This window comes from Melioribacteraceae bacterium (assembly GCA_035362835.1).
Lineage (GTDB): Bacteria > Bacteroidota > Ignavibacteria > Ignavibacteriales > Melioribacteraceae > DSXH01.
Genome location: DAOSDY010000001.1, coordinates 608,124 through 631,223, shown reverse-complemented (window position 1 = coordinate 631,223; position 23,100 = coordinate 608,124). Strand labels below are relative to the sequence as shown.

The 23,100-nt window shown below is 39.5% G+C and carries 20 protein-coding genes; 2 read left to right on the top strand and 18 right to left on the bottom strand.

Features of this window, described 5'->3' with window-relative positions; genetic code table 11:
• Positions 1-251: 251 nt before the first annotated feature.
• The 8 genes from PLZ15_02695 to uvrA form a co-directional block, all read right to left on the bottom strand.
• Positions 252-713 carry an EVE domain-containing protein gene (locus PLZ15_02695; GenBank protein ID HOI28642.1) on the bottom strand — a complete coding sequence of 154 codons (462 nt, stop codon included), beginning with the start codon at positions 711-713 and terminating at the stop codon, positions 252-254.
• Between the two features lie 168 nt (positions 714-881).
• Entirely contained in the window at positions 882-1,049 is a 168-nt protein-coding gene (locus PLZ15_02690; protein ID HOI28641.1) for a FeoB-associated Cys-rich membrane protein, read from the bottom strand.
• Between the two features lie 12 nt (positions 1,050-1,061).
• Positions 1,062-3,566, bottom strand: a complete 2,505-nt coding sequence (gene feoB, locus PLZ15_02685; protein HOI28640.1) for a ferrous iron transport protein B — start codon at positions 3,564-3,566, stop codon at positions 1,062-1,064.
• Positions 3,567-3,571: 5 nt separating this feature from the next.
• Positions 3,572-4,747, bottom strand: coding sequence for a carbohydrate porin (locus tag PLZ15_02680; protein HOI28639.1), 1,176 nt, complete (start codon positions 4,745-4,747; stop codon positions 3,572-3,574).
• Between the two features lie 317 nt (positions 4,748-5,064).
• Positions 5,065-7,302, bottom strand: coding sequence for a TonB-dependent receptor (locus PLZ15_02675; GenBank protein HOI28638.1), 2,238 nt, complete (start codon positions 7,300-7,302; stop codon positions 5,065-5,067).
• A gap of 249 nt (positions 7,303-7,551) precedes the next feature.
• On the bottom strand, positions 7,552-8,157 hold the full coding sequence (locus tag PLZ15_02670) for a response regulator transcription factor (protein HOI28637.1): 606 nt from the start codon (positions 8,155-8,157) through the stop codon (positions 7,552-7,554).
• Complete coding sequence (locus tag PLZ15_02665) at positions 8,154-8,867, bottom strand: hemerythrin domain-containing protein (GenBank protein ID HOI28636.1); 714 nt, start codon at positions 8,865-8,867, stop codon at positions 8,154-8,156. The genes PLZ15_02670 and PLZ15_02665 overlap by 4 nt, the downstream gene beginning before the upstream one ends.
• A gap of 118 nt (positions 8,868-8,985) precedes the next feature.
• A complete protein-coding gene (gene uvrA, locus PLZ15_02660; protein ID HOI28635.1) occupies positions 8,986-11,763 on the bottom strand; it encodes an excinuclease ABC subunit UvrA in 2,778 nt (925 codons plus the stop codon).
• 135 nt (positions 11,764-11,898) lie between these two features.
• Here uvrA and PLZ15_02655 point away from each other — a divergent pair, with 135 nt between their 5' ends.
• Positions 11,899-12,102 carry a DUF350 domain-containing protein gene (locus tag PLZ15_02655; protein ID HOI28634.1) on the top strand — a complete coding sequence of 68 codons (204 nt, stop codon included), beginning with the start codon at positions 11,899-11,901 and terminating at the stop codon, positions 12,100-12,102.
• The gene (locus PLZ15_02650; GenBank protein ID HOI28633.1) at positions 12,099-12,659 is read left to right on the top strand and encodes a transglycosylase SLT domain-containing protein; all 561 of its coding nucleotides are present in this window, start codon (positions 12,099-12,101) and stop codon (positions 12,657-12,659) included. The genes PLZ15_02655 and PLZ15_02650 overlap by 4 nt, the downstream gene beginning before the upstream one ends.
• 3 nt (positions 12,660-12,662) lie before the next feature.
• On the opposite strand, the gene PLZ15_02645 is transcribed toward PLZ15_02650, so the two are convergent.
• The 10 genes from PLZ15_02645 to PLZ15_02600 all read right to left on the bottom strand — a co-directional run bounded on the left by PLZ15_02645 (position 12,663) and on the right by PLZ15_02600 (position 23,093).
• Positions 12,663-13,703 carry an MlaD family protein gene (locus PLZ15_02645; GenBank protein ID HOI28632.1) on the bottom strand — a complete coding sequence of 347 codons (1,041 nt, stop codon included), beginning with the start codon at positions 13,701-13,703 and terminating at the stop codon, positions 12,663-12,665.
• 10 nt (positions 13,704-13,713) lie between these two features.
• Positions 13,714-14,466: an ABC transporter ATP-binding protein gene (locus PLZ15_02640; protein HOI28631.1), complete on the bottom strand. Its 753-nt coding sequence runs from the start codon at positions 14,464-14,466 to the stop codon at positions 13,714-13,716.
• Complete coding sequence (locus PLZ15_02635; GenBank protein ID HOI28630.1) at positions 14,448-15,257, bottom strand: ABC transporter permease; 810 nt, start codon at positions 15,255-15,257, stop codon at positions 14,448-14,450. Before PLZ15_02635 ends, PLZ15_02640 begins: the two co-directional genes overlap by 19 nt.
• Positions 15,258-15,336: 79 nt before the next feature.
• On the bottom strand, positions 15,337-15,708 hold the full coding sequence (locus PLZ15_02630; GenBank protein HOI28629.1) for a YraN family protein: 372 nt from the start codon (positions 15,706-15,708) through the stop codon (positions 15,337-15,339).
• Between the two features lie 72 nt (positions 15,709-15,780).
• Positions 15,781-16,407 (bottom strand): ribonuclease HII, encoded by a 627-nt coding sequence (locus tag PLZ15_02625; protein HOI28628.1) that lies wholly within the window; start codon positions 16,405-16,407, stop codon positions 15,781-15,783.
• Between the two features lie 58 nt (positions 16,408-16,465).
• Entirely contained in the window at positions 16,466-18,268 is a 1,803-nt protein-coding gene (locus tag PLZ15_02620) for a BamA/TamA family outer membrane protein (GenBank protein HOI28627.1), read from the bottom strand.
• 17 nt (positions 18,269-18,285) lie between these two features.
• Positions 18,286-19,257 (bottom strand): PfkB family carbohydrate kinase, encoded by a 972-nt coding sequence (locus tag PLZ15_02615; GenBank protein ID HOI28626.1) that lies wholly within the window; start codon positions 19,255-19,257, stop codon positions 18,286-18,288.
• 5 nt (positions 19,258-19,262) lie between these two features.
• Entirely contained in the window at positions 19,263-20,537 is a 1,275-nt protein-coding gene (locus PLZ15_02610; protein HOI28625.1) for a GWxTD domain-containing protein, read from the bottom strand.
• Between the two features lie 70 nt (positions 20,538-20,607).
• Positions 20,608-21,915 (bottom strand): 30S ribosomal protein S12 methylthiotransferase RimO, encoded by a 1,308-nt coding sequence (rimO, locus tag PLZ15_02605; protein ID HOI28624.1) that lies wholly within the window; start codon positions 21,913-21,915, stop codon positions 20,608-20,610.
• 110 nt (positions 21,916-22,025) lie between these two features.
• The gene (locus tag PLZ15_02600) at positions 22,026-23,093 is read right to left on the bottom strand and encodes a prolyl oligopeptidase family serine peptidase (protein ID HOI28623.1); all 1,068 of its coding nucleotides are present in this window, start codon (positions 23,091-23,093) and stop codon (positions 22,026-22,028) included.
• Positions 23,094-23,100 lie beyond the last annotated feature (7 nt).

The window sequence follows — 23,100 nt, the reverse complement described above, 5'->3', positions numbered from 1 at the left end:
CTTGGACAACGTTTTCTTAATTCAGTAAATCCAGAACAGTCAGATTTATTTTATTCAGTTTCAACAACTGGTTTTATTAATATTCTTACTTCGTCTTCAGTTTATGTTGATTTATTTTTTGTGACCATATTGTAATATCATATTTAATATTTGTGTCGAAATTCTATTTTAGAATTCCTGACAACTAATCTTCGTCAAATTAATTGTAGTATGAATCATCATTTACAGTAAACCATTTAACTAAATTTATTCTATCCTCCTATTCGCATTATCTCTTCAAACTCATCTTTTGTAACCGGCATAACAGAAAGTCTGTTTCCGCGTTGGAGAAGCTGCATCTTCTGAAGCTTTTTATTGCTGCGCATACTGTCAATTGATACAAAATTCTTAAACTTCTTAACCAGCTTAACATCCACCATCATCCATGCAGGATTGTCCTTCTTACTCTTCGGATCGTAATGAGGATTTTCCGGATCGAATGCGGTAAAATCCGGATAAGCTTCCTTAACAACTTCACAAATACCGGCAGCGCAGGGCGGTTCACCATTACTATGGTAGAAAATTACTTTGTCACCAATCTTCATTTCATCCCTTATAAAGTTACGCGCCTGATAGTTACGCACTCCGTCCCAGTAGGTGGTTTGATTTTTTTCTTTTTCCAGAAATTCAATCGGGTAGCAATTTGCTTCGGATTTCATTAACCAGTATTTCATATCATTCTCCTAAAATGAAAACGGGAAATCAATTATTAGTCATAAATAATTTATTCTAACACTTGCAATAATACCGGATTAAAGATACTAAAATGGATATTACTTTTGAAAAAGATGGGTCAACTGGAAATGAATAAACAAGCGTGAGTCGGAAAACTTCCGGCCCGTTTAGAATTCACGGCTGCATGCAGCGCTGTTTTTAGAAAGATCGCAGCCCGTGCAGCCGCCGCACGCGTTCCCGGATCTTTTTTTAACACGTAGATTCTTTATAAAAGAAATTACTATGTAACCGGCCGTTAATGAAATTATTGTGAATACAATTATATCCTGAATCATATAAATCCCTTATTAAAAAATATTTCCTATGTGATACGCACCGAAAGCAACAATCCATGCCATTGCAGTAGTGTAAACCATAGTAAATGTGGCCCACTTCCAGTTAGCTTCCTTTCTGATTGCCGCTATAACCGCCACACACGGGAAATAAATTAATATAAATAACATCAGGGAATAGGCGACAACCGGCGAAAAAACTTTTTCCCCTATTCTTGGTCCGCTTGTAAATACCTGCTGCTGAAGTTTTGTCTTTAAGTTTACAGAAGTTTCATCGGCTTCCAGATCGGATTGATATAGAACTCCCATCGATCCAATTACAATTTCTTTAGCGGCTAAACCTGTAATAATGCTCACGCCTATTTTCCAATCCCAGCCGAGCGGTTCAATAACCGGAACTATCATGTGCCCCAATTGACCGATATAGGACTTCTCCATCCGCTCGGATTCTTTATCAATTTCAATCTGTGCAAGTTGTTCCTCTTTTTCGCTCCCGGTCAAATTAATGTTAGCTGAAATTTCCTCCGTCATTTTATCGTAATCAACCGAGAATTTCACATCGCGGGGGAAATGTCCTAGTGCCCAGATAATAATTGAAGCGCTTAATATTACAGTCCCCATTTTAGTTAAATACTGAACGCTTTTGCCCCACATGTGAACCAGAGTATTTCTGAGTGTGGGAATTCTATACGGCGGCAATTCCATCACAAAAGGAACATCCTGCTTTGCGAAGAAGATCCTTTTAAATACAAGAGCAACCAGTGTAGCCAGCAAAATGCCGATCAGATAAATTGACAATAAAACCAGTCCCTGGTTTGCAGGGAAGAATGCTGAAATCAATAGTACATAAACAGGCAGACGCGCGCTGCATGACATCAGCGGCAATATCAGCATCGTTAAAATCCTGTCCTTACGGTTCTCTAATGTTCGTGTAGCCATTACAGCAGGAACGTTGCATCCGAATCCCATTATCAGCGGAATAAATGATTTTCCGTGCAGACCGATTTTGTGCATCAGCTTATCCATTATGAAAGCGGCGCGGGCCATATAACCCGTGTCTTCCATTAATGAGATACAGAAAAACAGGATTAAAATATTCGGAAGAAATATAATTACTCCGCCTACACCGCCGATTATACCGTCCACAATCAAATCTCTCAGCGAGCCATCGGGAAGTGTGTTGGCAATAAAATTACCGAGTTCTGATACACCGGCATCGATCCAATCCATCGGGTAGCCGCCTAATGAAAACGTCAGCTGAAACATTACCCACAAGAAAAAGATAAATATCGGAAATCCCAGGTATTTGTGAGTTAAAAAGAAATCGATAGAATGGCTGGCCTGCCTTTTATTTAATTTATCCTGCTTATATGTTTCCTTTAATACACCGTTTATAAATCCGTATTTAGCGTCCGCGATTACCGTATCGGACTTCTCCTTGTATTCGCGTTCGAGTGAAGTAATTTCCTTTTGAGCAAGTGCAAGAAGATTCTGAGAATCCGGAATTCCGGAAATCCGGCTGGTAAAATCAGTATCGTTTTCTAATAATTTAATTGCAGCGTACCTGCTGTAATAGGAATCGTATATAATTCTATTCTTTTTAATTTCGTCGCGTAAACGTTTTATCGAGTCCTCGATATTTGTGCCGTAATTAATATGCGCATGCCGTGCAACTTCATCCCGGTCTTCGTATACGTCAATTACCTTGGAGAATAATTCTTTAATTCCTTTTCCTTTGGATGCAACAGTGGTAACAATCGGTATGCCTATAATTTTTGCCAGAGCAGCATGATCGAATTTATCCCCCTTCTCTTCGAGTTCGTCGTACATATTCAGCGCAATAACTACCTTGATGTTCATATCCATCAGTTGGGAAGTAAGGTAAAGATTTCTTTCTAGGTTCGACGAATCGATTACGTTCACAACAACATCAGGTAATGTTTCGGTTATATGTTTCCGGACGAATAATTCTTCGGGCGAATATTCCGAAATTGAATAGGTCCCGGGCAAATCCGTAATGTTAATCCTGTAACCGTTATGATCCAGCTTTGCTTCTTTGGTATCAACAGTTACTCCGCCGTAATTACCGACGCGCTCATGTTTACCGGTCGCGTAATTGAATAATGTTGTTTTTCCGGAATTCGGATTGCCAACGAGTGCAACATTGATTGTCCGGCATTTTTCTCTGATTTTTTTCTGAAGTTCGTCGTCGGGTATAGTTCCGTCGAAATGCGCGATTGATTTATCACCATACTTTTCAACCGGTACAACTTCAATTAATCTGGCTTCGCTTCTGCGGAGCGAAACATGGAAGCTCATCAACTCGTATTCAATCGGGTCCTGAAGAGGAGCGTTTTTGATAACCTTTACAGGCTTCCCCTTTACAAAGCCCATCTCGGTAATTCGTTTCCTGAAAGCACCGTGTCCTAATATCTTGGTAATAATTCCGACTTCATCGTTCTGAAGGTCCGAAAGATGAATTGCTTCGACAGCCTGAATATTTAATTCTGTTTTATACATAATATTTAAAAGTTTATTCCGAATCTTAGAAATGCAGCGACCGAATTTCTTAAATTATTTTCCGTTCCTGCCGGATTAACTATGTACTGGATATCGGGCTGAAAAAAAAGATTTTCGGTAATGTGTGCTTTGTAAAACATTTCTACTGTTGTCTCGTTTCTTAAGTCTTTATTTGAAAATCCTGCGTGAGCGATAGCAATGCCTAATAAGTCTTTGGTTCCATTATCGGAAACAATCTGATAATTTATACCTCCTCCAAAATAATAATTATGCGCATTAATGTTTGTTGGACTGATTGCAAACTGCGCAAATATTCCAAGGATATTGTATCCCCCTGATTTTAATAAATTCTGATCGGCTATCGCATAAAAACCGTAGTTCTTATCGAACACCGTTTCAACAATTTTAGTTTCTGGACAGGTTTCTCTTAAATGTGAATGATAGTAGTATCCGGCTTTCAATTTTCCGGGCAGATCCCCTAGCTCTATTGAAAACTGTAATTCAGAAAAAACCAATACTCCGTCGCTCGATTTTAAATCCCAATTTAAATTGTACTGATTGCTTTCTGAATCTTCCGGCAATCCGTCGAATACTGCAGCCTGAATTGCCATACTTTCGTTAACTTCATATCTGGCTGTAATTCCGAGAGCTGTCAGCGGGAAAATAGGTACGGGAATATTGTCGGCTATTAAGGAAGGTATGCCGAACGAACTATTAATGAAATTGCCGGCATACTCGCTTGTAACAAATTCCGAGTTTAAATCCTGCAGTCCTACTATAGCCTGAAAATTTTTGTAACTATGTTTATACCATAATTCATGAAGATAAGTACGGTTGCCCGCTTCGATATTCGATGCAACCTGAAAATCCCCAATTAATTTTTCCGATGGTGTCCCCCCGTGTGTAGAAGCACCATTCAGAAAAAACTCCCCCCCTTCCCATAATTCTAAAGTCTTTGTCTCAAAACCGATTTTAATATTTGCCATCCCAAGATAAGCGCCACCGGTTTTTTTGCCGCCGGTTAAATTTCCTGCAAATTCACCCGTGTATGTTGCTTCGTGTGTTAAAAATATTTTATCTAGGACTGTTGTTGTGTCCGGCATATTTAACGGATTTTTTTGTGCTAAATAGTTTCCTGCAAAAACGAGTATAAAAATGAATTGTAAAAGTACATACTGCATTGCTCCTTACTCCATAATAATCGAATATTCCGGGGTAAAATTATGGACGTAGTACTCCGGTTACAATCACTAAAACATGGGAATTGGACCTGATCTTATCCCAATTTTAGGGGAGTAAAATGACGTTTTTGAGGCGGATTGAGATTCCTGTTGACAGGATTAGCCCGACACGTAATCGCTCAGATTAATGACTGAAGTCTTCCGGATTGATGATCTTACAGTATATCGCATAACAAAATGCTTATGAAAGTAAAAATGATCCTTTCATTTCTTTAACAATGCATTTGCAAATATCTTGTTGTAAGTTGTCTTAATTTTTATAAGTCGGCTTTCAATCCAACGTTAAAACTCAATGGCATATTGGGTCTGTAACCCTGCGGCAAATTTGCCACAATAGCTCTGCTGTTTGTAAGATTATTAATTGTTGTGAAAGCAGTGAAGGTTCTATCTAATCTATAATTAGCAGAAATGTCAATGATTAAAAATCCTTTTAACGCATTCACATCATTATAGATTACGTTTTCAGCCGGTACAATAATGTTGTTTTGACCCGGCTTTACTCTTGTTTCCCCGGTATATCGACCGATTACCGTAGCATCGAATTTATTATTTTCAAAACCAATACTAACCGTCAATAAATGAGGTGTGATAAACGGAATGAAATCGCCTCTGTTAATTATTCCGCTTCCCCAGTCGCCTCCGCCATTTTTAAAAGTCTCATTAAACTTTGCTGAGGTATAAGTATATGCTATATATACTGGTAGTTTAAAATCTTGTGTTGCCTTTTTTGTATAAAGCAAATCGTATGCTAAACCAACTTCTAAACCTTGGATTTTTGCATTACCTGCATTAAACATATTGCCTGTGCCCGCACCACCTCCGGATACATTATCAGAGCCTAAGATATTATCATAATTATTTAAAAAAGCGGTTACCTGGGCATTTAATCCTTCGCTATCATAATTATAACCTAATTCATAATTCACAGAAGTTTCTACTTCGGCTTGACCTGTTGTTGAAGTTAAAGAAGGCATTCCCGGAGGCGAAAATCCTTTATGAACACCTCCAAATAGATTCATATCGGCATTAATTTCATAGTTTACACCTATCCCGAGCAGGAAAACAGATAAGTCGTTCGAAGCTTTTTTTAGTGAAGTGCCTAATCTCTCAACGTCTGCATTTCCATAATTTTGAAAATCCAATCTGATTTTTTCAAATCGAATACCCGGACTAACCTTTAAACCTTTGTAGTTCATTTCGTAATTTAAATAAGATGCAAAACTACTTGCATCTCTTATCTGGTTTTCCTGATTGCCTTTTACTCCCGCCGTAGACAATACCATAGTTCCATTAGTCATTGCATAAACCGAACGTGTTGCATACCGGTCAGCTTGGTCTGTGTGATAGCGAAGCCCTAACTGAATCTTATGCCACACCTCGCTTGTATTAAATATGTATTGCGCATTTGATTGTATCCCTTTTGAAAAGTACGTTCTGGCTGCACTCTGGTAATCTATATTCCCATTGGCTTTACCGGTCATTATTTGGTAGGGGGTTTGGTGCTCTGCAGGATTACTCAATATATTATTAATACTTTGTCCGCCAATGGTATTTGCTCTTGCCCAGTCTCTGAACGTTGTTGCATAATATGCGGTAGTGTTAACTATAAGACCACTTGCCGGTTGTATTAAATGATTAATAGAGATGTGCTGGTGATTCATATCCAGCAGATCTTTTTGAGTTGCGGAATATCTTCTTAAAGGATTTACTACATAATCTTCGTAGGTTAATCCCAAATAGGTTTCATTTGCATCTTCAGAACTGTGCATGAATTTTAAGGTTACAGATTGAGAAATTGTGGCCTCCTCGTCTGTGTGCCAGCGGAGTCTTCCCAAAATATCCTGTCTGTCAAAACCTGTATTGCTGCCATTATCTAATTCTTTAAAACCGGTGCTGGCTATTCTGTTTAATTCAAATACATATTCCAGGTTGTTTCTACTATCACCCACCCAAACTCTTTGTTGATTTGTATTAAAAATTCCATAAGCTATCTGAGCAAAGCCCTTAAATGATTCAGGAATTTCTGTTGATAGTAAGTTTACCGCACCTCCAATAGTATAAGGCCCATGTTTTATCTGACTGCTTCCTTTCAATACCTCAACACCTTGCATACGGGCAAAAGTCGGAAAATAATAAGCCGAAGGATCGGCATATGGTGCAGGGGCAATCAGAATTCCGTCTTCCATTAACGTCACTTTTGCACTTCTATTTACAGGCGTACCTCTTAAACCAATATTAGGTCTTAGTCCAAAACCTTCTTCGTCTCTGATGTTTACACCGGGAATAGTGCGAAGAACATTATTTATGTTAGGCTGGTTAAGTTTTTCCAATTCACGATTGTTAATAAATTGTCCGGAACCCGGAATTGATTTTGCTTTATCATCAATAATTGTTACCGGCTTAAGCTCATAACTTTTTATTGTATCCTGTTTGGTTGGCTGGGCAATTATTGAGATACCTGAGAACATTAATAGAAATATTAAAAGCTTACTCATTTTTATTCCTTTTTTGAATGATTACTTGACCTTTGAATTTGTTCGGATAACAATTTCACTTTCATTATCGAAATGCCCGTTAGTAGCTTCCGAGTTACAAGACGTATAGTTTATGGTTTTTCTTCATCCATACGAAATTATTTACCGGTAGAAAAACTTTTGAAAATTAAATGTGAATTACGAGGCTATCAATCGCCGATTTACGGGATATTTTTAATTTTGAATCCCATTTAATAGGGAGAAATGATATTATTGATTTGTATAATCTTCCAATTGAATAATTTTTTTGGTAATGGCATAAATTGTTAAGCCGGCCTGGCTTTTTATACCGGTTTTTTGTGAGATGTTTTTTCTGTGGCTTACAACCGTATGAACGCTGATGAATAGTTTATCAGCAATTTCTTTGTTAGAGAATCCCGCGACTAAAAGTTTCAATACGTCTATTTCTCTTTCGGATAAGGATTCGTGTTCTGCTTGCAATATATTGCCGGAATTATCGCCGCTTAATTTATTGATAATTTCTAAGATTGTATCCGGTGAATCGGTAATGTGTATAATCTTATCAAAAAGCGCCAGCATCTTCTGATTGAAAAATGTATAAACAAGCGCAACCCAGCATGTATTCAGATTTATTTTTTTAAGCGCAATGAATTCTTTGTCCTTGTTTTGTATCTGCGACGGATTGATAATAATAACATCAAGGCTTTCTTTCTTCAGGAAATTTTCAATGTCATTCAGGTCGTCGGCGCGGAACAATTTAAAATACTGACCGGATTTTGAAAATATATTTGAAAGCCCCTCGTGAATAACTTGCGAGGGTTCGAGTATAACTATATTAATTATTTGTTTACTCACGCTAAACTTCTTTCCAATCTGCTTATTAATGGCATTAATATGGTCTCTTCAATTGTCGAATGAATTTTCAGATCGTATTCAAGTTCGAATAAGCTTTCAATTATTTTCCTCCGGAGTACCCTGTCGTTTTGAACGGGCACGTGTTTAAGCAGCAGCTCTTTTAAATCATTCAGCTTCGACTCGATGTCGGTGTGATGTTCACTGTATTCGCTAACAGAAAAATCATTAATTCTATTTGACTTCCTTTCACCTTTACGTAGAAGTTCGTTAAAGTATGGGAAAGCGGTGCTGTTCTCGTATGATAGATGCTCTTTTACTTCCCCGAAATATTCGTTAAAAAATTTATCTATCAATTTTATTTCGGGCGAATCGTTCTTTGAGTACAATTCCTGTATCAGCGCGATAAGTTCGGGGTATTTTTCATTTTCGTAAAAATTATGAGAGTTTTTCAGATAGACTATTATGTCAGCTATGTCTCCGTTGGAAAAATCCTCTTCGCCGGATATATGAAATCCATTATAAAGATTGGCGAATGATATAAACACTCTTACACTAATCCCGTTTTCCTCGCATAGCTGTGTAACTGTTTTTTCATTTACAATAAAATTCAATCCGAAATGCTCCATTAACAGAAGGATTGACGGATTCTCCAAAATAATGTCCGCCATTTTCATTTCGGGTGTGATGTATTTTCTGTTTGACTGGTACATATAATTTCCCTGCATATTTATAATCTTTGCTCTAACTGACAACAAATTAATACTAAAAATAATTCATTGAAAGTGATTTAATTAAATAAGAGTGGTTTACCAATGCCCCAAATATGTCTTAAGCTAAAATTCCTTTTAAGAATTTACCGGTGTATGAGTTTTCAATGGCGGATATATCCTCCGGAGTTCCAACACCAACAATAAAGCCCCCCTTATCGCCAGCTTCGGGACCCAGGTCTATCACATGATCCGCGCATTTGATTATATCGAGATTGTGCTCGATTATAACAACAGAATTCTGGTTTTCAATCAGCATCTGAAAACATCTCAGAAGTTTGCTTATGTCGTCGAAATGAAGTCCGGTAGTTGGTTCGTCGAAGATGAAGAGAGTATGCTGGTTTTTTCTGTGAGTAAAAAGGTGGGACGCAAGTTTAACTCGCTGGGCTTCACCGCCGGAAAGAGTGGTGGAAGGCTGACCGAGCTTAATATATCCCAGTCCTACGTCGGAGAGCACTCTTAATGTCTTCTGAATCTTCTCAACATTTTCGAAGAACAACAATGCTTCGTCAACGGTCATATTCAGCACATCAACAATATTTTTCCCTTTGTATGTAATCTCTCTTACCTCTTTTTTGAATCGTGTACTTTTACAATCGTCGCATTCAAGGTAGAGATCTGCAAGGAACTGCATTTCAATCTTAACATATCCTTCACCTTCGCAGGTATCGCATCTGCCGCCCGGTACATTGAAAGAAAAGAATCCGGGTTTATATCCCCTTGCTTTAGCTGCAGGTGTGGATGCGTATAATTCTCTTATCAGTTCATAACCCTTAACATAGCTGATCGGATTTGAACGCGGAGACTTTCCGATTGGCGACTGGTCTACAATTTCGATCTGATCGACGAATCTGGCACCTTCTATCGAATCGAACTTACCCAGCTTCTGTGGATTACCGCCATTCAGCTTTACAATTCCACTGTAAAGAATATCGTGTACAAGCGTACTTTTACCGGAACCGCTCACTCCGGTAACAACCACAAATTTTTTAAGAGGGAATTCCACCGTTACATTCTTAAGATTATTCTCCCTGGCCCCGGTAATTTTTATCGATTCGGTTTTCTTTGTGTTCCTCTCTACTGGAACCGGAATTGTAAGCCGGCCGGACAGATATTTCCCGGTAAGAGAGGCATCGTTTTTTATTATTTCATTATAACTTCCCTGAGCAATAATCTCGCCTCCGTGAATTCCTGCGCGAGGACCCATATCAAATATCATATCCGCCTCGCGCATCATTTCCGGATCGTGCTCAACAACTATTACAGTGTTTCCGATATCGCGGAGAGACTTGAGTATTTTAATTAATCGTGAATTATCGCGCGGATGAAGTCCGATACTCGGCTCGTCGAGAACATAAAGAGTACTCATAAGAGCCGAACCGAGTGATGTTGCCAGATTGATTCTCTGTGTTTCGCCGCCGGAAAGAGTACTGCTTAAACGGTCTAATGTAAGATAGCCGAGTCCTACGTCGTTCAAAAATGTAAGACGCTTAACAATCTCTTCAAAGATTCTCTGTCCAATTGCTTTTTCTGTGCTTGTCAATTTAAGAGATCTAAAAAATACGTATGCCCGTTCAATAGACATTTGAACTATATCATGAACTGAATTATCGGCAATCTTAACCTGAAGAGCTTCGCGTCTCAATCGTGAACCACGACATGCATGACATGTGGTATAACCTCTGTATTTGCTCAGCAGAATTCTGATATGCATCTTGTAAGTCTTCTGTTCAAGGTGCTCAAAGAATCCGTTTATACCAGCAAATCCCTTAAAGCCATCTTTAATTAAATTCAGTTTCTCTGCCGATAAATCTTTAAATGGTACGTCAAGAGGAATCCTGTTGTTGTTGTTTCGAATAAGATCCCGCATGTACTTGCTGTACTTTACCGTACGCCACGGAGCAATTGCGCCTTCACTCAGAGTAAGATTCGGATTCGGTACAATAAGATCCATTTCGTATCCCATTGTTTTACCGAAGCCCTGACAGACCGGGCAGGCACCGAAAGGATTATTGAAAGAGAAAAATCTTGGTTCGGGCTCTTCATAACGGATTCCGCAGCATTCGTAGAATTTTGTGAAATGGAAGATCCTGTTTGTATCGGCGTTAATTATTGCTAAACGCCCTTCACCTTCCTTGAAAGCGGCTTCGATCGATTCTGCCAGCGATTCGCGGACATTTCCTTTCCTTATCTTAAACCGGTCGATTACTACTATAATATTCTCTTTGGACTTCGGCGTGGTTATTTTCGAATTAAGATCGATAAGCTCATTCTTAATAAATATCCTGAAGAATCCTTTCTTTCTCAAGAGATCGAGTTCTTCAATAACAGTCCTTCCCTCGTGAGAATGAATCGGGAACCCAATGTAGAACTTCTCTTCCGCGTTTTGAGTCTCGAGCCATTCGGAAATTGAACCTACAGTATCCTTACGAACAATTTTTCCGCAGCTGAAACAATATGTCTTTCCGATTCTGGCGAATAGCAGGCGGAGATAATCATATATTTCTGTACTGGTGCCAACGGTGGAACGGGGATTCCGGGCACCTGTCTTCTGTTCAATTGCAACTGCAGGCGAGATACCATTTATAAAATCTACATCCGGTTTGTTCATCCTTTCCAAAAATTGGCGTGCGTATGCCGATAGGCTCTCTACATATCGTCTCTGTCCCTCCGCATAAATTGTGTCGAATACTAGCGAGGATTTCCCGCTTCCGCTTACTCCTGTAAAGACAACCAGCTTGTTGCGCGGTATCTCGAGGGATATGTTCTTCAGGTTATGCTGACGGGCTCCCCTGACGATTATTTTATATTCTGACTGTGACTTATTATTCTTTGCCATAACCGGTAAAATGATTAATCGCGTCAGGCAAATTACAAAATTGGACTGACACTTAATACTATACATTACAGTGATTGAATAACCCGGAAATCATGATTATATTATTGCGGAATAAAATCATTCAATGGAGAAATTATGGAATGGACGATTATCGGGATTAATTTCCTTTATGCAGTTCTTGGTGTTTTATTAATGTTTATTTCTTACAAAATTTTTGATAAACTTTCCCCCAAGATCGATTTTGAAGAGGAACTTAAAAAGGGTAATGTGGCTGTGTCGATTTTTATTGCCGCATTGTTTATTTCGATCGCTTTAATAATTGCAGGGGCATTGAATTGAAATACCTTCTCTTTGTTGTCTTAATTTTTACTGCTTCGGGATTAATCGCTCAGAAAAAGTTTACCGAATATGACGATACTTTTAAAAAGTACAGCAAGCGCTTTTTCGGGCCGGGGTACGACTGGAAGTTATTTAAAGCCCAGAGTATGGCAGAGAGCAGTTTATTGCCGGAGGCTGTCAGCCCGGTTGGCGCAAGAGGACTGATGCAGCTAATGCCATCGACTTTTGCAGATGTTCAGAGTGCCAATCCTGAATTTGATAACATTGACGATCCCGTCTGGAATATTGCCGCGGGAATCTACTACGACCGCCAGCTCTATAAAGCCTGGAAAGAAATAGCGGAGAGCGATGAAAAATTCAGGTTTACATTCGGAAGTTATAATGCAGGCAGAGGTACTATTCTTAAAGCACAGGAAAAAGCGAAAGATAAAAATCTTGATCATACCGACTGGGAGAACATATCTATAGTAGCCCCGGAAGTTCCCAGATGGCGCCATGAAGAAACATTAAGTTATGTAGAGAAGATCAATAAATTCCACACGCAGCTTTTAAAGTAAAGTTTATTTTTTATTCTTCTCCAGGTTCTTTTCCAGTTCCAGAAGTTCTTTTATTTTTTTATCCAGAATGTCGTTCTGTTCCTGCAAATCTCTTAATCTTTTTTCGATTTCAATTTCATATTCAGCTTTATTCCAGTAACCGCGCTGCTCGAAATAACTTTTGAACAACCAGTTGTGCTTTAACGCCTCCATATTTTCTGCCAGACTGGAAGTTGCCATACGCGCATCCTCCGATGTCTTGGAGAAATTGTAAATCAAAGTACGGATCGAATCGGCAATTTTCTGATCGGTTAGGAGAGTACCGAGTGCTCCTTCACCTTTTTCAACCCTGTCAACAAGCTTTCTTACATCAATTACCGCGGTATCAACGTTAGCGATTATTGAACCGATACTCTTGCTCGTGTTTACAATAATATCAGTAATGTCGCTTAGCCGGTCCGTAAGTGCGTTCATATTTTTATCGGCATTCTGAGTAATGTTTACGGCCGCTTTATAGAGCCGGTCGTCGTTAACAAGTTTACCGAATGTTCCTTCACCTTCGTTGGTCTTGGCGATTATCTCGGACAGGTCCTTCGTCAGGTTTTTGAGATATGATATGACTGCTTCTGTCTCTTCGATTATCGCGGCAACATTCATCGGGTTTTTGGATTTGATTATTCCGCCTTCTTCAATTACTTCAAGGTCGGGAGAACCCGGAGTGATTGTTACAATTTTTTTGCCGACAAGGCCTTCCGTTTCGATCGCCGCCTGACTGTCGAGACGGATGAAATGTTTCAGTCCAACATCGATACGCATTCTCACTTCTACGTTACCCGATTCCTGGTCGACAAGGGAAATTCCGCTTACGCTTCCGATATCATAGCCGCTCAAACGAACAGGCGCACCCGACTTCAATCCTTCGATCTGATTGAAATAAGCTTTCACTTCAATTGTACTTGTAAAGAGTTTCTCTTTACTTCCGAGGAGAAAAATCGAAATGACAAGTAAAACTGTCCCGATAAAAATGAAAATACCTAAACGGGCGCCTTCGAGTTGTTTTAACATATTGAGCCTCTCAAACTTTTATTATTTCGTTACTGAAAAAATTCTTCAAAAAGCTATCGCCGGAACTTGTAAGTTCTTTAATACTTCCCTGGTATGCGATTTTTGCATCCTTCAGGAAAATTGCCCGGTCTGCTATTATTTCAGCGCATATTAAATCGTGAGTAACCACAATTGAAGTCATATTCAGTTTCTTCTGAAGATTAATGATCAGTTCGCTTATTTCTTTTGTTGTAATCGGGTCCAGGCCGGTTGTCGGTTCGTCGTAAAGCATCAATTCCGGGTCTGTTATAATCGAACGGGCCAGGGCAATTCTTTTTTTCATACCGCCGGATAATTCAGACGGCATTTTATCCACCGCATCTTCAAGACCAACTAGCTCAAGCGTATTAATCACTTTACTTGTTATATCGGCCGGAGTCATCTCCGGAAAATTTCTCTTGAGAGGGAACGAGAGGTTCTCTCTTACTGTCATAGAATCGTAAAGAGCCGAGCCCTGAAACAGGAAACCGATATTTTTACGTAACCGGTTCATATCATCCACTGAAAGCCCGGATATATCCTCACCCTTAATCAAAATTGTCCCTTCATCCGGCGGCATCAGCCCGATAATGCATTTCAGCAGAACGCTCTTACCCTGACCGCTTCTTCCGAAGACAACAAGATTCTCGGCACGATGTACTTCGAGCGAAATATTGTCGAGAACGATCAGGTCCTCGAATCTCTTGGAAAGATTTCTTATTTCAACTATCCTAATGTCGGCCATATCCATAACGATATTTTTACAAGTATCATATCAAAAATTAAAATAAGCAGCGATGAGAGAACCACTGAAGTTGTGGATGCTCTTCCAACGCCTTCAGTTCCACCTTCCGCGGTGAATCCTTTATAACATCCAACAAGCCCTACTATATAACCAAAGACAAAAGTTTTTGCAACGCCGGGTATAAAATCACCGAACTCCACAGAGCGGAGAACAGAATCGATATAGTAATAAATGTTCATATTTTCTGTTATTATAACTGCGATGTATCCGCCGAAAATTGCTATCACAATAACATAAACCGATAGAACCGGAAGAATCATTGTAGTTGCTATTACGCGAGTGACCACCAGGAATTTAAACGGATTAACTGCCGAGACTTCCATAGCATCGATCTGTTCTGTAACACGCATCGAACCGAGTTCTGCCCCTATTCCCGAACTAACCCGTCCGGCAAATATTAGTGCGGTTATAACCGGTCCGAGTTCTCGGACAACCGATAATGCAACCATCCCGGGTAGAAAATCCGTTGCACCGAAACGCTGAAGAACCGGCTGACTCTGCATGGCCAGAACCAGGCCAATTATCAGCCCGGTAATACTCACTATTCCGAAAGTTTTAACTCCGAGTTCGTCCATATGCTTTTTTATCTCGGAAATCTCATATGGAGGAATGAATGCCTGTTTTATGAACTCCCAGTTGAAAATTGTAAGGCCGGTGATAGTTGCGAAAAAATTATATAGATAATCGGAATACTTGAGTCGGCGGCTCTGTTTTAGTTTGGGTAATTTCATTTGAGAAGTAAAACTACTCTGTTTTGATGACCAAAATAGTAAAAGAAATACTTATTTGATAGACTGTAAAAATGGTTTGCTAAAAAGCATTTACGTAATGTGTTATCTCTGGTTTCTGCCCGTGATACTGCAGAATTGCAACCACATCTATTCTGCAGGGCCTTTCTTTAATTTCTTTTTCCCATAAGTATGCCGATGCGATTTTCCTGATCTGCTTCTGCTTCGAAAGAGTAACGGCACTTTCCGGTGGACCGTAATCCAGATTCTTTCTGTACTTCACCTCAACAAAAACAATAGCATCTCCATCTTCTGCAATTATATCGATTTCACCATGCCCGAATTGATAATTCCTCTCAAGTATCTTATAACCGAGATTGGTAAGAAACCCGCATGCAATTTCTTCCCCCCCGGTTCCCGTTTTACGTTTATTCTTTCTTTCTTCGTTATTCATTTCACCCCCCGGATTCTCTATGAATTAGAGACTGACTAGCCAAGTACCAAAGTAATCCTGTCGCGGATTAAACTAGAATAAAACTTCCTGTTTTTCCTGTTCAAGAATTCTGCTGAGAAAAGTCTGACGGTGGAGCCGTGTAGCTCCTAATTTTTTAACAGCGTTAATATGCGCTTTTGTTGCATAACCTTTATTGCGGTCCCATCTGTATCCGGGATATTTTTTCGCATAGTTATTCATAATTCTGTCGCGCGTTACTTTCGCAATTATTGAAGCGGCTGCAATCGAAATAGATTTTGAATCCCCCTTTACAATTGTTCTTGTAGGTATTTCCGAAATAAAAGATTTGTTTCCGTCTATAAGGCAGAGATGAGGTTCGGGTTCAAGTCCGGATACGGCGATTTTCATGGCTTTCAAAGATGCCTGAAGGATATTGATTCTGTCGATCTCTTCGTGGTCTACTATTCCAACGCCGTACGAAATACAATTAGCAACTATCCAGGTGTACAATTCCTCGCGGGTCTCTTCTGCAAGTTTTTTTGAATCGTTTATTCTATCGTTAAAAGTTTTTTTATCAAATATAACGGCAGCGGCAACTACCGGACCGGCAATAGGTCCCCGTCCGGCTTCATCAACACCGGCTATTAATTTAATTTTCCGCGAGAGGAATTCAGTATCGAATTTTTTTAATGAGTTCATGCACAAAAATAGAAAATGGAATTTAAATTATCGAACAGCGGGTGAAGTATAAAATGAATTAAAACTCGTTGATTATACCGAAATGGATTTTCCCTTCGCCGAATGAATCGCCTTCTCCCAACGCGAAACTTACGCCGAGTATCCCCAGGGCGGTTTCAATGTTAAATCCAATACCATATCCGTACTTGAATTCAGATACACTCGGGATATTATTTAAAGAATCCTCATTTCTCAGGAAGTAGCCGGTATCAAAGAATAGAAACACAAAAGATCTGCGGCTTAAAAGGTAGCGGTATTCGAGGTTGGACCAGAGTATCCGGTTGCCAGCGAATTGTTTTTCCCTGTATCCCCGCAGAGTATTTGTTCCACCCAGTAGGTAAAGATCGCTGATTTCAACGTCGTTACCTTTAAGTTCTCTAGCGTGAACCGCTGCTGAAATAACCTGATCCCGGAAAATCTGAAGAAAATAATGGAGATCAATTTCCAGTCTTTGAAATCCGATGCTGGTTTTTAAGTCAGGCGTTATAAAATCTTTTGGCCCATCAATACTCTTCGATGTATACTTATAAGAATTGCTTAGCAGAATACCGCTTAAAGGAGCGTAAAAGTCGTCCCGTGTATCAATCTTAACATTCAATCCCGTAGTGAATGACGTAGAATTGTAAACCGTAAAACTTTTGCTCGCGCGCTCCGAGGGAATTGTCGATTGTGTGTTGAGAATTAATGACGCGGAGATTTCATCCGTAGCTGCATATTCGATTTTACCTTCTGCGCTCCGCTGCACATAAGTACTGTCCTGCTTCCGCTGAAAAAGTCCTGCTTCAATGTTCAAGGGAAAATTGAACAGCCAGGGTTCAAGGTAACGTATTTCAAGTTCCTGTGAGTAACGGTTCTCCTGCTGCCACTTAAACGCGGCAGACCGTCCGGTTCCGAAGAGATTCCTTAGATTTACATTTATGAATCCAGTTACAAATCCTTTTTCGTTCTGATGTATTCCGGGTATATATCCGATTATTCCGTCGAAATTATTAGTCTCCTTCTCCCGTACACTTATTTTTAATATTCCTTCATCCGAGGAATTAAAATAGAATTCAGGCGGATCAACCGGTTCGAAGAAGCGGAGACGGTTCAGTCTTACTGCAACATTATCAATATTGTTCTGAATGTAGAGATCCCCGGGTTTCAATCCTATTGCTCTTACTATCAAGTCAGCTTTCGTTTTAGAATTTCCGGAAAGTTCTATTCTGTTAATACGGCTCTCTCTACCCGCGTCGATTGTCAGATAGATATCTGCAAGCGGATTGTCTGAACCGGATTCGTTATAAAAGTAGACCGATTCAATCCTAATGTTTGCAAACGGGTATCCTCTATTTTCGAAGCCGGTTAATATCTCATTGATACTGTTCTCAATACTTACTCTGCTGAAAGTACTTCCTCTTAGCTTTAGAAATCCGTATTCCAATAAAGTTGAATCGGTTATGGATTTGTTATAGTTGATATTTCTGATTAAAGTAGGCATTCCTTCATTTATTGAAACAATAATTCTAATTTGTGATGAATCAATTAAAACGGATTCGATTTTTTCAAAACTGTAATTGTAGTAACCGTTCGATTTTAATTCGGTGCCGATTCTTTTTCTTATTGAATCCTCAATACCTTTGTAATATTTGGAGCGCTCAGAAATTTTAATCCAGTTCCTGTATTCAGCAGTGGTGAAATTTTCCGCACCTGCAATTTCAATTTTTTGAATTGACTGGGGGAAGGCAAATCCATTTAAGAATAGACTTATTAATAAGAACAGCAAAATGTTAGAAGGGAATGTAATGCGGCAGGAGATTGGATTTAAAAAGAACTTAATCATAAAAATCCATCTTATGCTCAATGAGTTGTCGGCGAGTCGTCAATCAGTTTCATCCGCTTGCCGATAGGTTCAATTTTAATTTCGGATCTAAATGTGTCCAGCATTTCTTTAGAGACACTGCAGGTATCGAGCATTGAAGCGTTTGCCGCTCCAAGTGCCGCCGCAATTTTTACGAACTCGTCGAATACAATTGAATTCTCCAGACCGTAAACCAGTCCGGCAGTAAAAGCGTCGCCGCTTCCAGTAGAATCGACCTCGTTTACGTATGGAGGTATAATCCGGTAATGAAAATCATATTTTGACGCATAGAATGGATTGGGCCCGTCGGTCAGAAACGCAAGCTTGATTCCCTTTTTATAAAGGTTATCTAGATAATCTATTTTTTCGGTTTCGCTTTTAAGATTGATACCAAGTGATTCTTCAACCTCGCTTACATTATTATGAACAACAGTGGGAAGCGCATCAATACAATGTGAAAGATGAGGGCCGTAAGTGTCGAGAATTGAAATCTTATCGTGCTTATTGGCAAGGTCAATTGCATAGGGGAAAATGTCATCTGTTTCTTTACACGGAGAACTTCCGGAGAAGACCGCGATAGAACAGTTCTGAATCATCTTTTCGATCTTCTCCTTGAACTGGTCCGATTCCTCTTTTGTGATCGGGCTGTTGACTCCGAAGAAAGTAGTAATCCTGTGATTACTCTCTTCAATTATAAGGTCGGCAGTACTTGTTTCCGATCTGGTTGAGACAGATGAATATTCAATCTGCTCGTGTGTAAGCAGGCTTCTAAGAAGCTTACCGTTATTTCCACCGAGGAAAGTGTAAGCGGAGTTTTTCATCCCCAGAAGATTTAATTGCCTGCTTATATTGATTCCTTTCCCGCCGGCACTCAATTCTTCTTTGAAGCAACGGTGGGATTTGCCGAGCTCGACATCTTTGAAAAAGTATCTTTTTTCCAGAAGCGGATTTAATGTTACTGTAAGAATCATCTTTTCTACTGTCTGTATCCCGGCCAACGGCTGAAGTCGGGATTCATTAATCTATAATCCCCGAAACCTGTTTGATCTGCAAAGATAAAAGATCTGTTAAGGTCGTAGTAATCCCATACTTCATACGGAACCGAATTGGCAGCAAGGGGATGACGCTCAACATTATTGGGAGGACCGAAAGTTATGTAGATAAGTCCCATATCCGATCTCCAGCCTTCGCCGAATCCTTTAAAGTTTTTATTCGCATACTCAACACGGCGGTAGTATTCATAAAGAATCGGATTTTCCTCAAGCGTACTGTTCGGTTTTTTCTTATCCCAGAATCTTAAGAACCTCTCCAGCTTCTCGTTGTAATTCTCGGAATCTTTTATATAACCTATTTCATCAGGCGATGCGATATACATCAGCTGGGCTACTGCTTTGTCGAGATCAACAATAGTACTGGGGAAACCGTAGATTTTGGAATAGAACTGCTTTTGTGATGATGCAACTTCCTTCCATGATTCATTTTTCAGAATTATGTTTAAAACATAATCACCGAGTTTAAAGTCGACATTTTCAATTGTATGGTAAATTGAATTAACGCCGGCTTTGACCATCTGCGGACTCATGTACTTGGTAGTTACATTGCTCTTCAGGTTATCAATCTGGTATTCCAGTACTACCTGCTGGTCTTTATTAGAATAGAGTTCAAAGTAAAAAGGAAGTTTAACTGTTTTATTAGAAACCGCTCTGGCAATATTCGGAACAATTTTATCTCCTTCAGGATCTTTTACAATTTCGGAAATAAGAAGAGGATCCGAAACACTCAGTGAATCTTTGAAATTCTTTAATGTTATTTTGAATTCCCGCGTAGCTGCTCTTCTGGAATCTGAATCCTCCAGAATACACCTTATTGTGTAATTACCCGGATTAAGGTTGAACATACGGTATGAAATATTATTATTGTTCCTTGAAACAGTCTGAGTGAAATCCGCGGTTGAAACTTTTTCTTTCCAGTTCCTTTCGAACAATATATTGTTCTTATTGATATCGTAGAATGTCAGTGTTACGGTATAACCGCCTGAAAATAAGTTATCTTTTTTTACGAACTGAATGGAGGAATATGGAATTTGAATAAATACATCGAGCCGGGATTTTGATTCTTCTTCGCTCCGGTAATTAGCGAAATCAACAAAAAATACCGGTGCGTTGATAGTCAGATTTGCTTCGGTTGAGTATTCCACCTGAGCATTTATTGTAATTGAAATAATTAACAGCAGCAGAAATAATCGTTTCATAACTCTAACTCCTTTATTCATCTTAACCGGGTGGATTAATAATGAAAAATGTTTTTATGCCCTGATTAAATTATTGGTTCCCGGCAGAATGATTTAATTTTCCATATAAATCATACTCATTGCAATCATAAATTTCAACGTTATAAAAGCGGCCTGCATTTAGATTCTCTTTTCTGGAATCAATAAGGACTTCGCCGTCTACTTCCGGAGCGTCCCTTTCGGACCGGGCGATATAACAATTCCCCTCCTTTCCGTCAACTATAACTTTCATTGATCTGCCGACCAGTTCCTCGTTCTTCTTCTGAGAAATCTCTTTCTGAATTTCCATCAGTATCGATTTTCTTTCCTCCTTAACTTCAGGTGGAACTGGATCCCCCAGAATATAACTCGGAGTATTCTCTTCAATTGAATAATTGAATACTCCTAAACGGTCGAACTTTATTTCTTTCACAAATTCACAAAGTTCCTCAAACTCTTTTTCAGTTTCATTCGGGTAACCTACTATAAAAGTGGTCCTTAATGTAATTCCGGGAATTCTCTCTTTTAAAGTATACAGAAGTTCGGTTGTCCTTCTACGGGTAATACCACGGCGCATCGATTTCAATACGTTATCGGAAATGTGCTGAAGCGGAATATCGATATACTTGCAGATCCGGGGATTATCTGCTATCTCTTTAATCAGATCCTCCGGGAAATGGGATGGATAGGCGTAGAGAAGCCGTATCCATTCAATTCCATCTATAACCGAAATTTTATTCAGCAGCTCCGCTATGTTTCTTCTGTTATTCTCTTTGCCGTAATCTGTAGTGTCCTGCCCGATTATATTAATTTCTTTAATTCCTTTTTGAGCAAGCAATGTAGCTTCTTTAATAAGTTCATCCATCGGTTTGGATTTATGTAATCCGCGCATCAGCGGTATTGCGCAGAACGAGCAGGGATTATCGCAGCCCTCAGAAATTTTAAGATAAGCGTAATGAGATGGTGTGGTAATCAGCCTTTCGCCCAGTAGTTCGTATTTAAGGTCCCCGCCGAAATCCTTAACAATTCCTTCGTATGCTTCTGTACCGAAAAAAGAATCGACTTCGGGAATCTCCTTTTTAAGGTCCTCCATATATCTTTCCGATAGGCATCCCGCCACAACCACTTTTTTAATCTTACCCTGCTTTTTCAATTCAATTGCAGAAAGAATAGTATTAACCGATTCCTCCTTGGCAGCGTCGATAAATCCGCAGGTGTTGATTATTATCGAATCGGCTTCGTCGGTATTGTCGGTAAGATAGAATTTATTGAGCTTGAGCTGACTCATAAGTCTTTCGGAATCAACCGTATTCTTCGAACAACCAAGCGTAATGACAGAGATTTTATTTTTCCCGGGCATTAAGTCCTTTCAAAAATGAGTTCCAATTATAACAGCAAAAATACAGAAATAGTTTTGAATAGAAGGGTGTATAAGTACCGGGATATTTAAATACCCCGGTACAATAATCATTAACGGTATGCTGCTTTTTCAATTTCTTTAAGGGATGTGATTTTCCTCGGGGGATTCAGGTATTTTTCGAGAAACTTATAGATTTTAATTCTTATCTCCCTTCCGGTTTTATGATCCATTCTGTCGAATGAGTGACCGCCCGGAATTTCCTTGAAAATTTCGTATTCGAATTTTTTACCTTCTGCTTTAAGTGATTTGATCAGGTGTTCAACCTCCAGAACGTTTACATCCTCGTCATTTGTATTTGTATGAATTAAAAGGGGAGTTCGAAGTTTATGAGCATTCCAGGCTGGCGACCTTTTCCTGTATTCCTGAACATTCTCGTCGGCTGTTTTACCGATATGATAATCGGCTGAAAAGAGCGCGCGGTAGCTGTCGTCTTTGTATCCCATTCGCGCAATCAGGTCGCTGACAGGTACTCCGGCGAATGCGACTTTGTATTTATTCGGATGATCAAAAATATTGAAGAGGGTTATTTGTCCGCCGTGACTCCAGCCCATTATGCCGACACGGTCAGCATCCACGAAGTCGTAATTATCAAGAATATACTGACGGCTTGCATTCACGTCTTCGTTCTCAAGTCCTCCGTAATCAATTCTTTTATAGAATCCTTCACCGTATCCGGTAGAGCCCCGGTATTCTGCTGCTACTACTATATATTGCTGGTACATCAGCTCACGGATTATATGAGTGTAATAAGTCGTAAAGTCGGCATGTACCCCGCCGTGCGGTAGTACGATTAACGGATACTTCTTATTGTAGTCGATACCTTTTGGAATGAAAACATAAGACCAGAATTTTACCGGATTACCTGCACCCTGACCGGTAGGATTTTTTTCTTTCTCCGCCGGAGGACCTGTCATAAATATCTTGTCGATGAAAGCAACGTCGCCAACCCTTTGAAACCAGAGTACATCATCAACAAGTTTTTCGAGCCGGTCCAGTCGGTGCTGGAGACTTTCATCATTTCTTGAGATCTGTTTCTTAATATCATCAAGGGATTGAGCGTAGAAGGCGCCGGAAGTAATGAATAAAATAATGAGGATAAGTTTTAAAGCTAATTTCATTTTAACC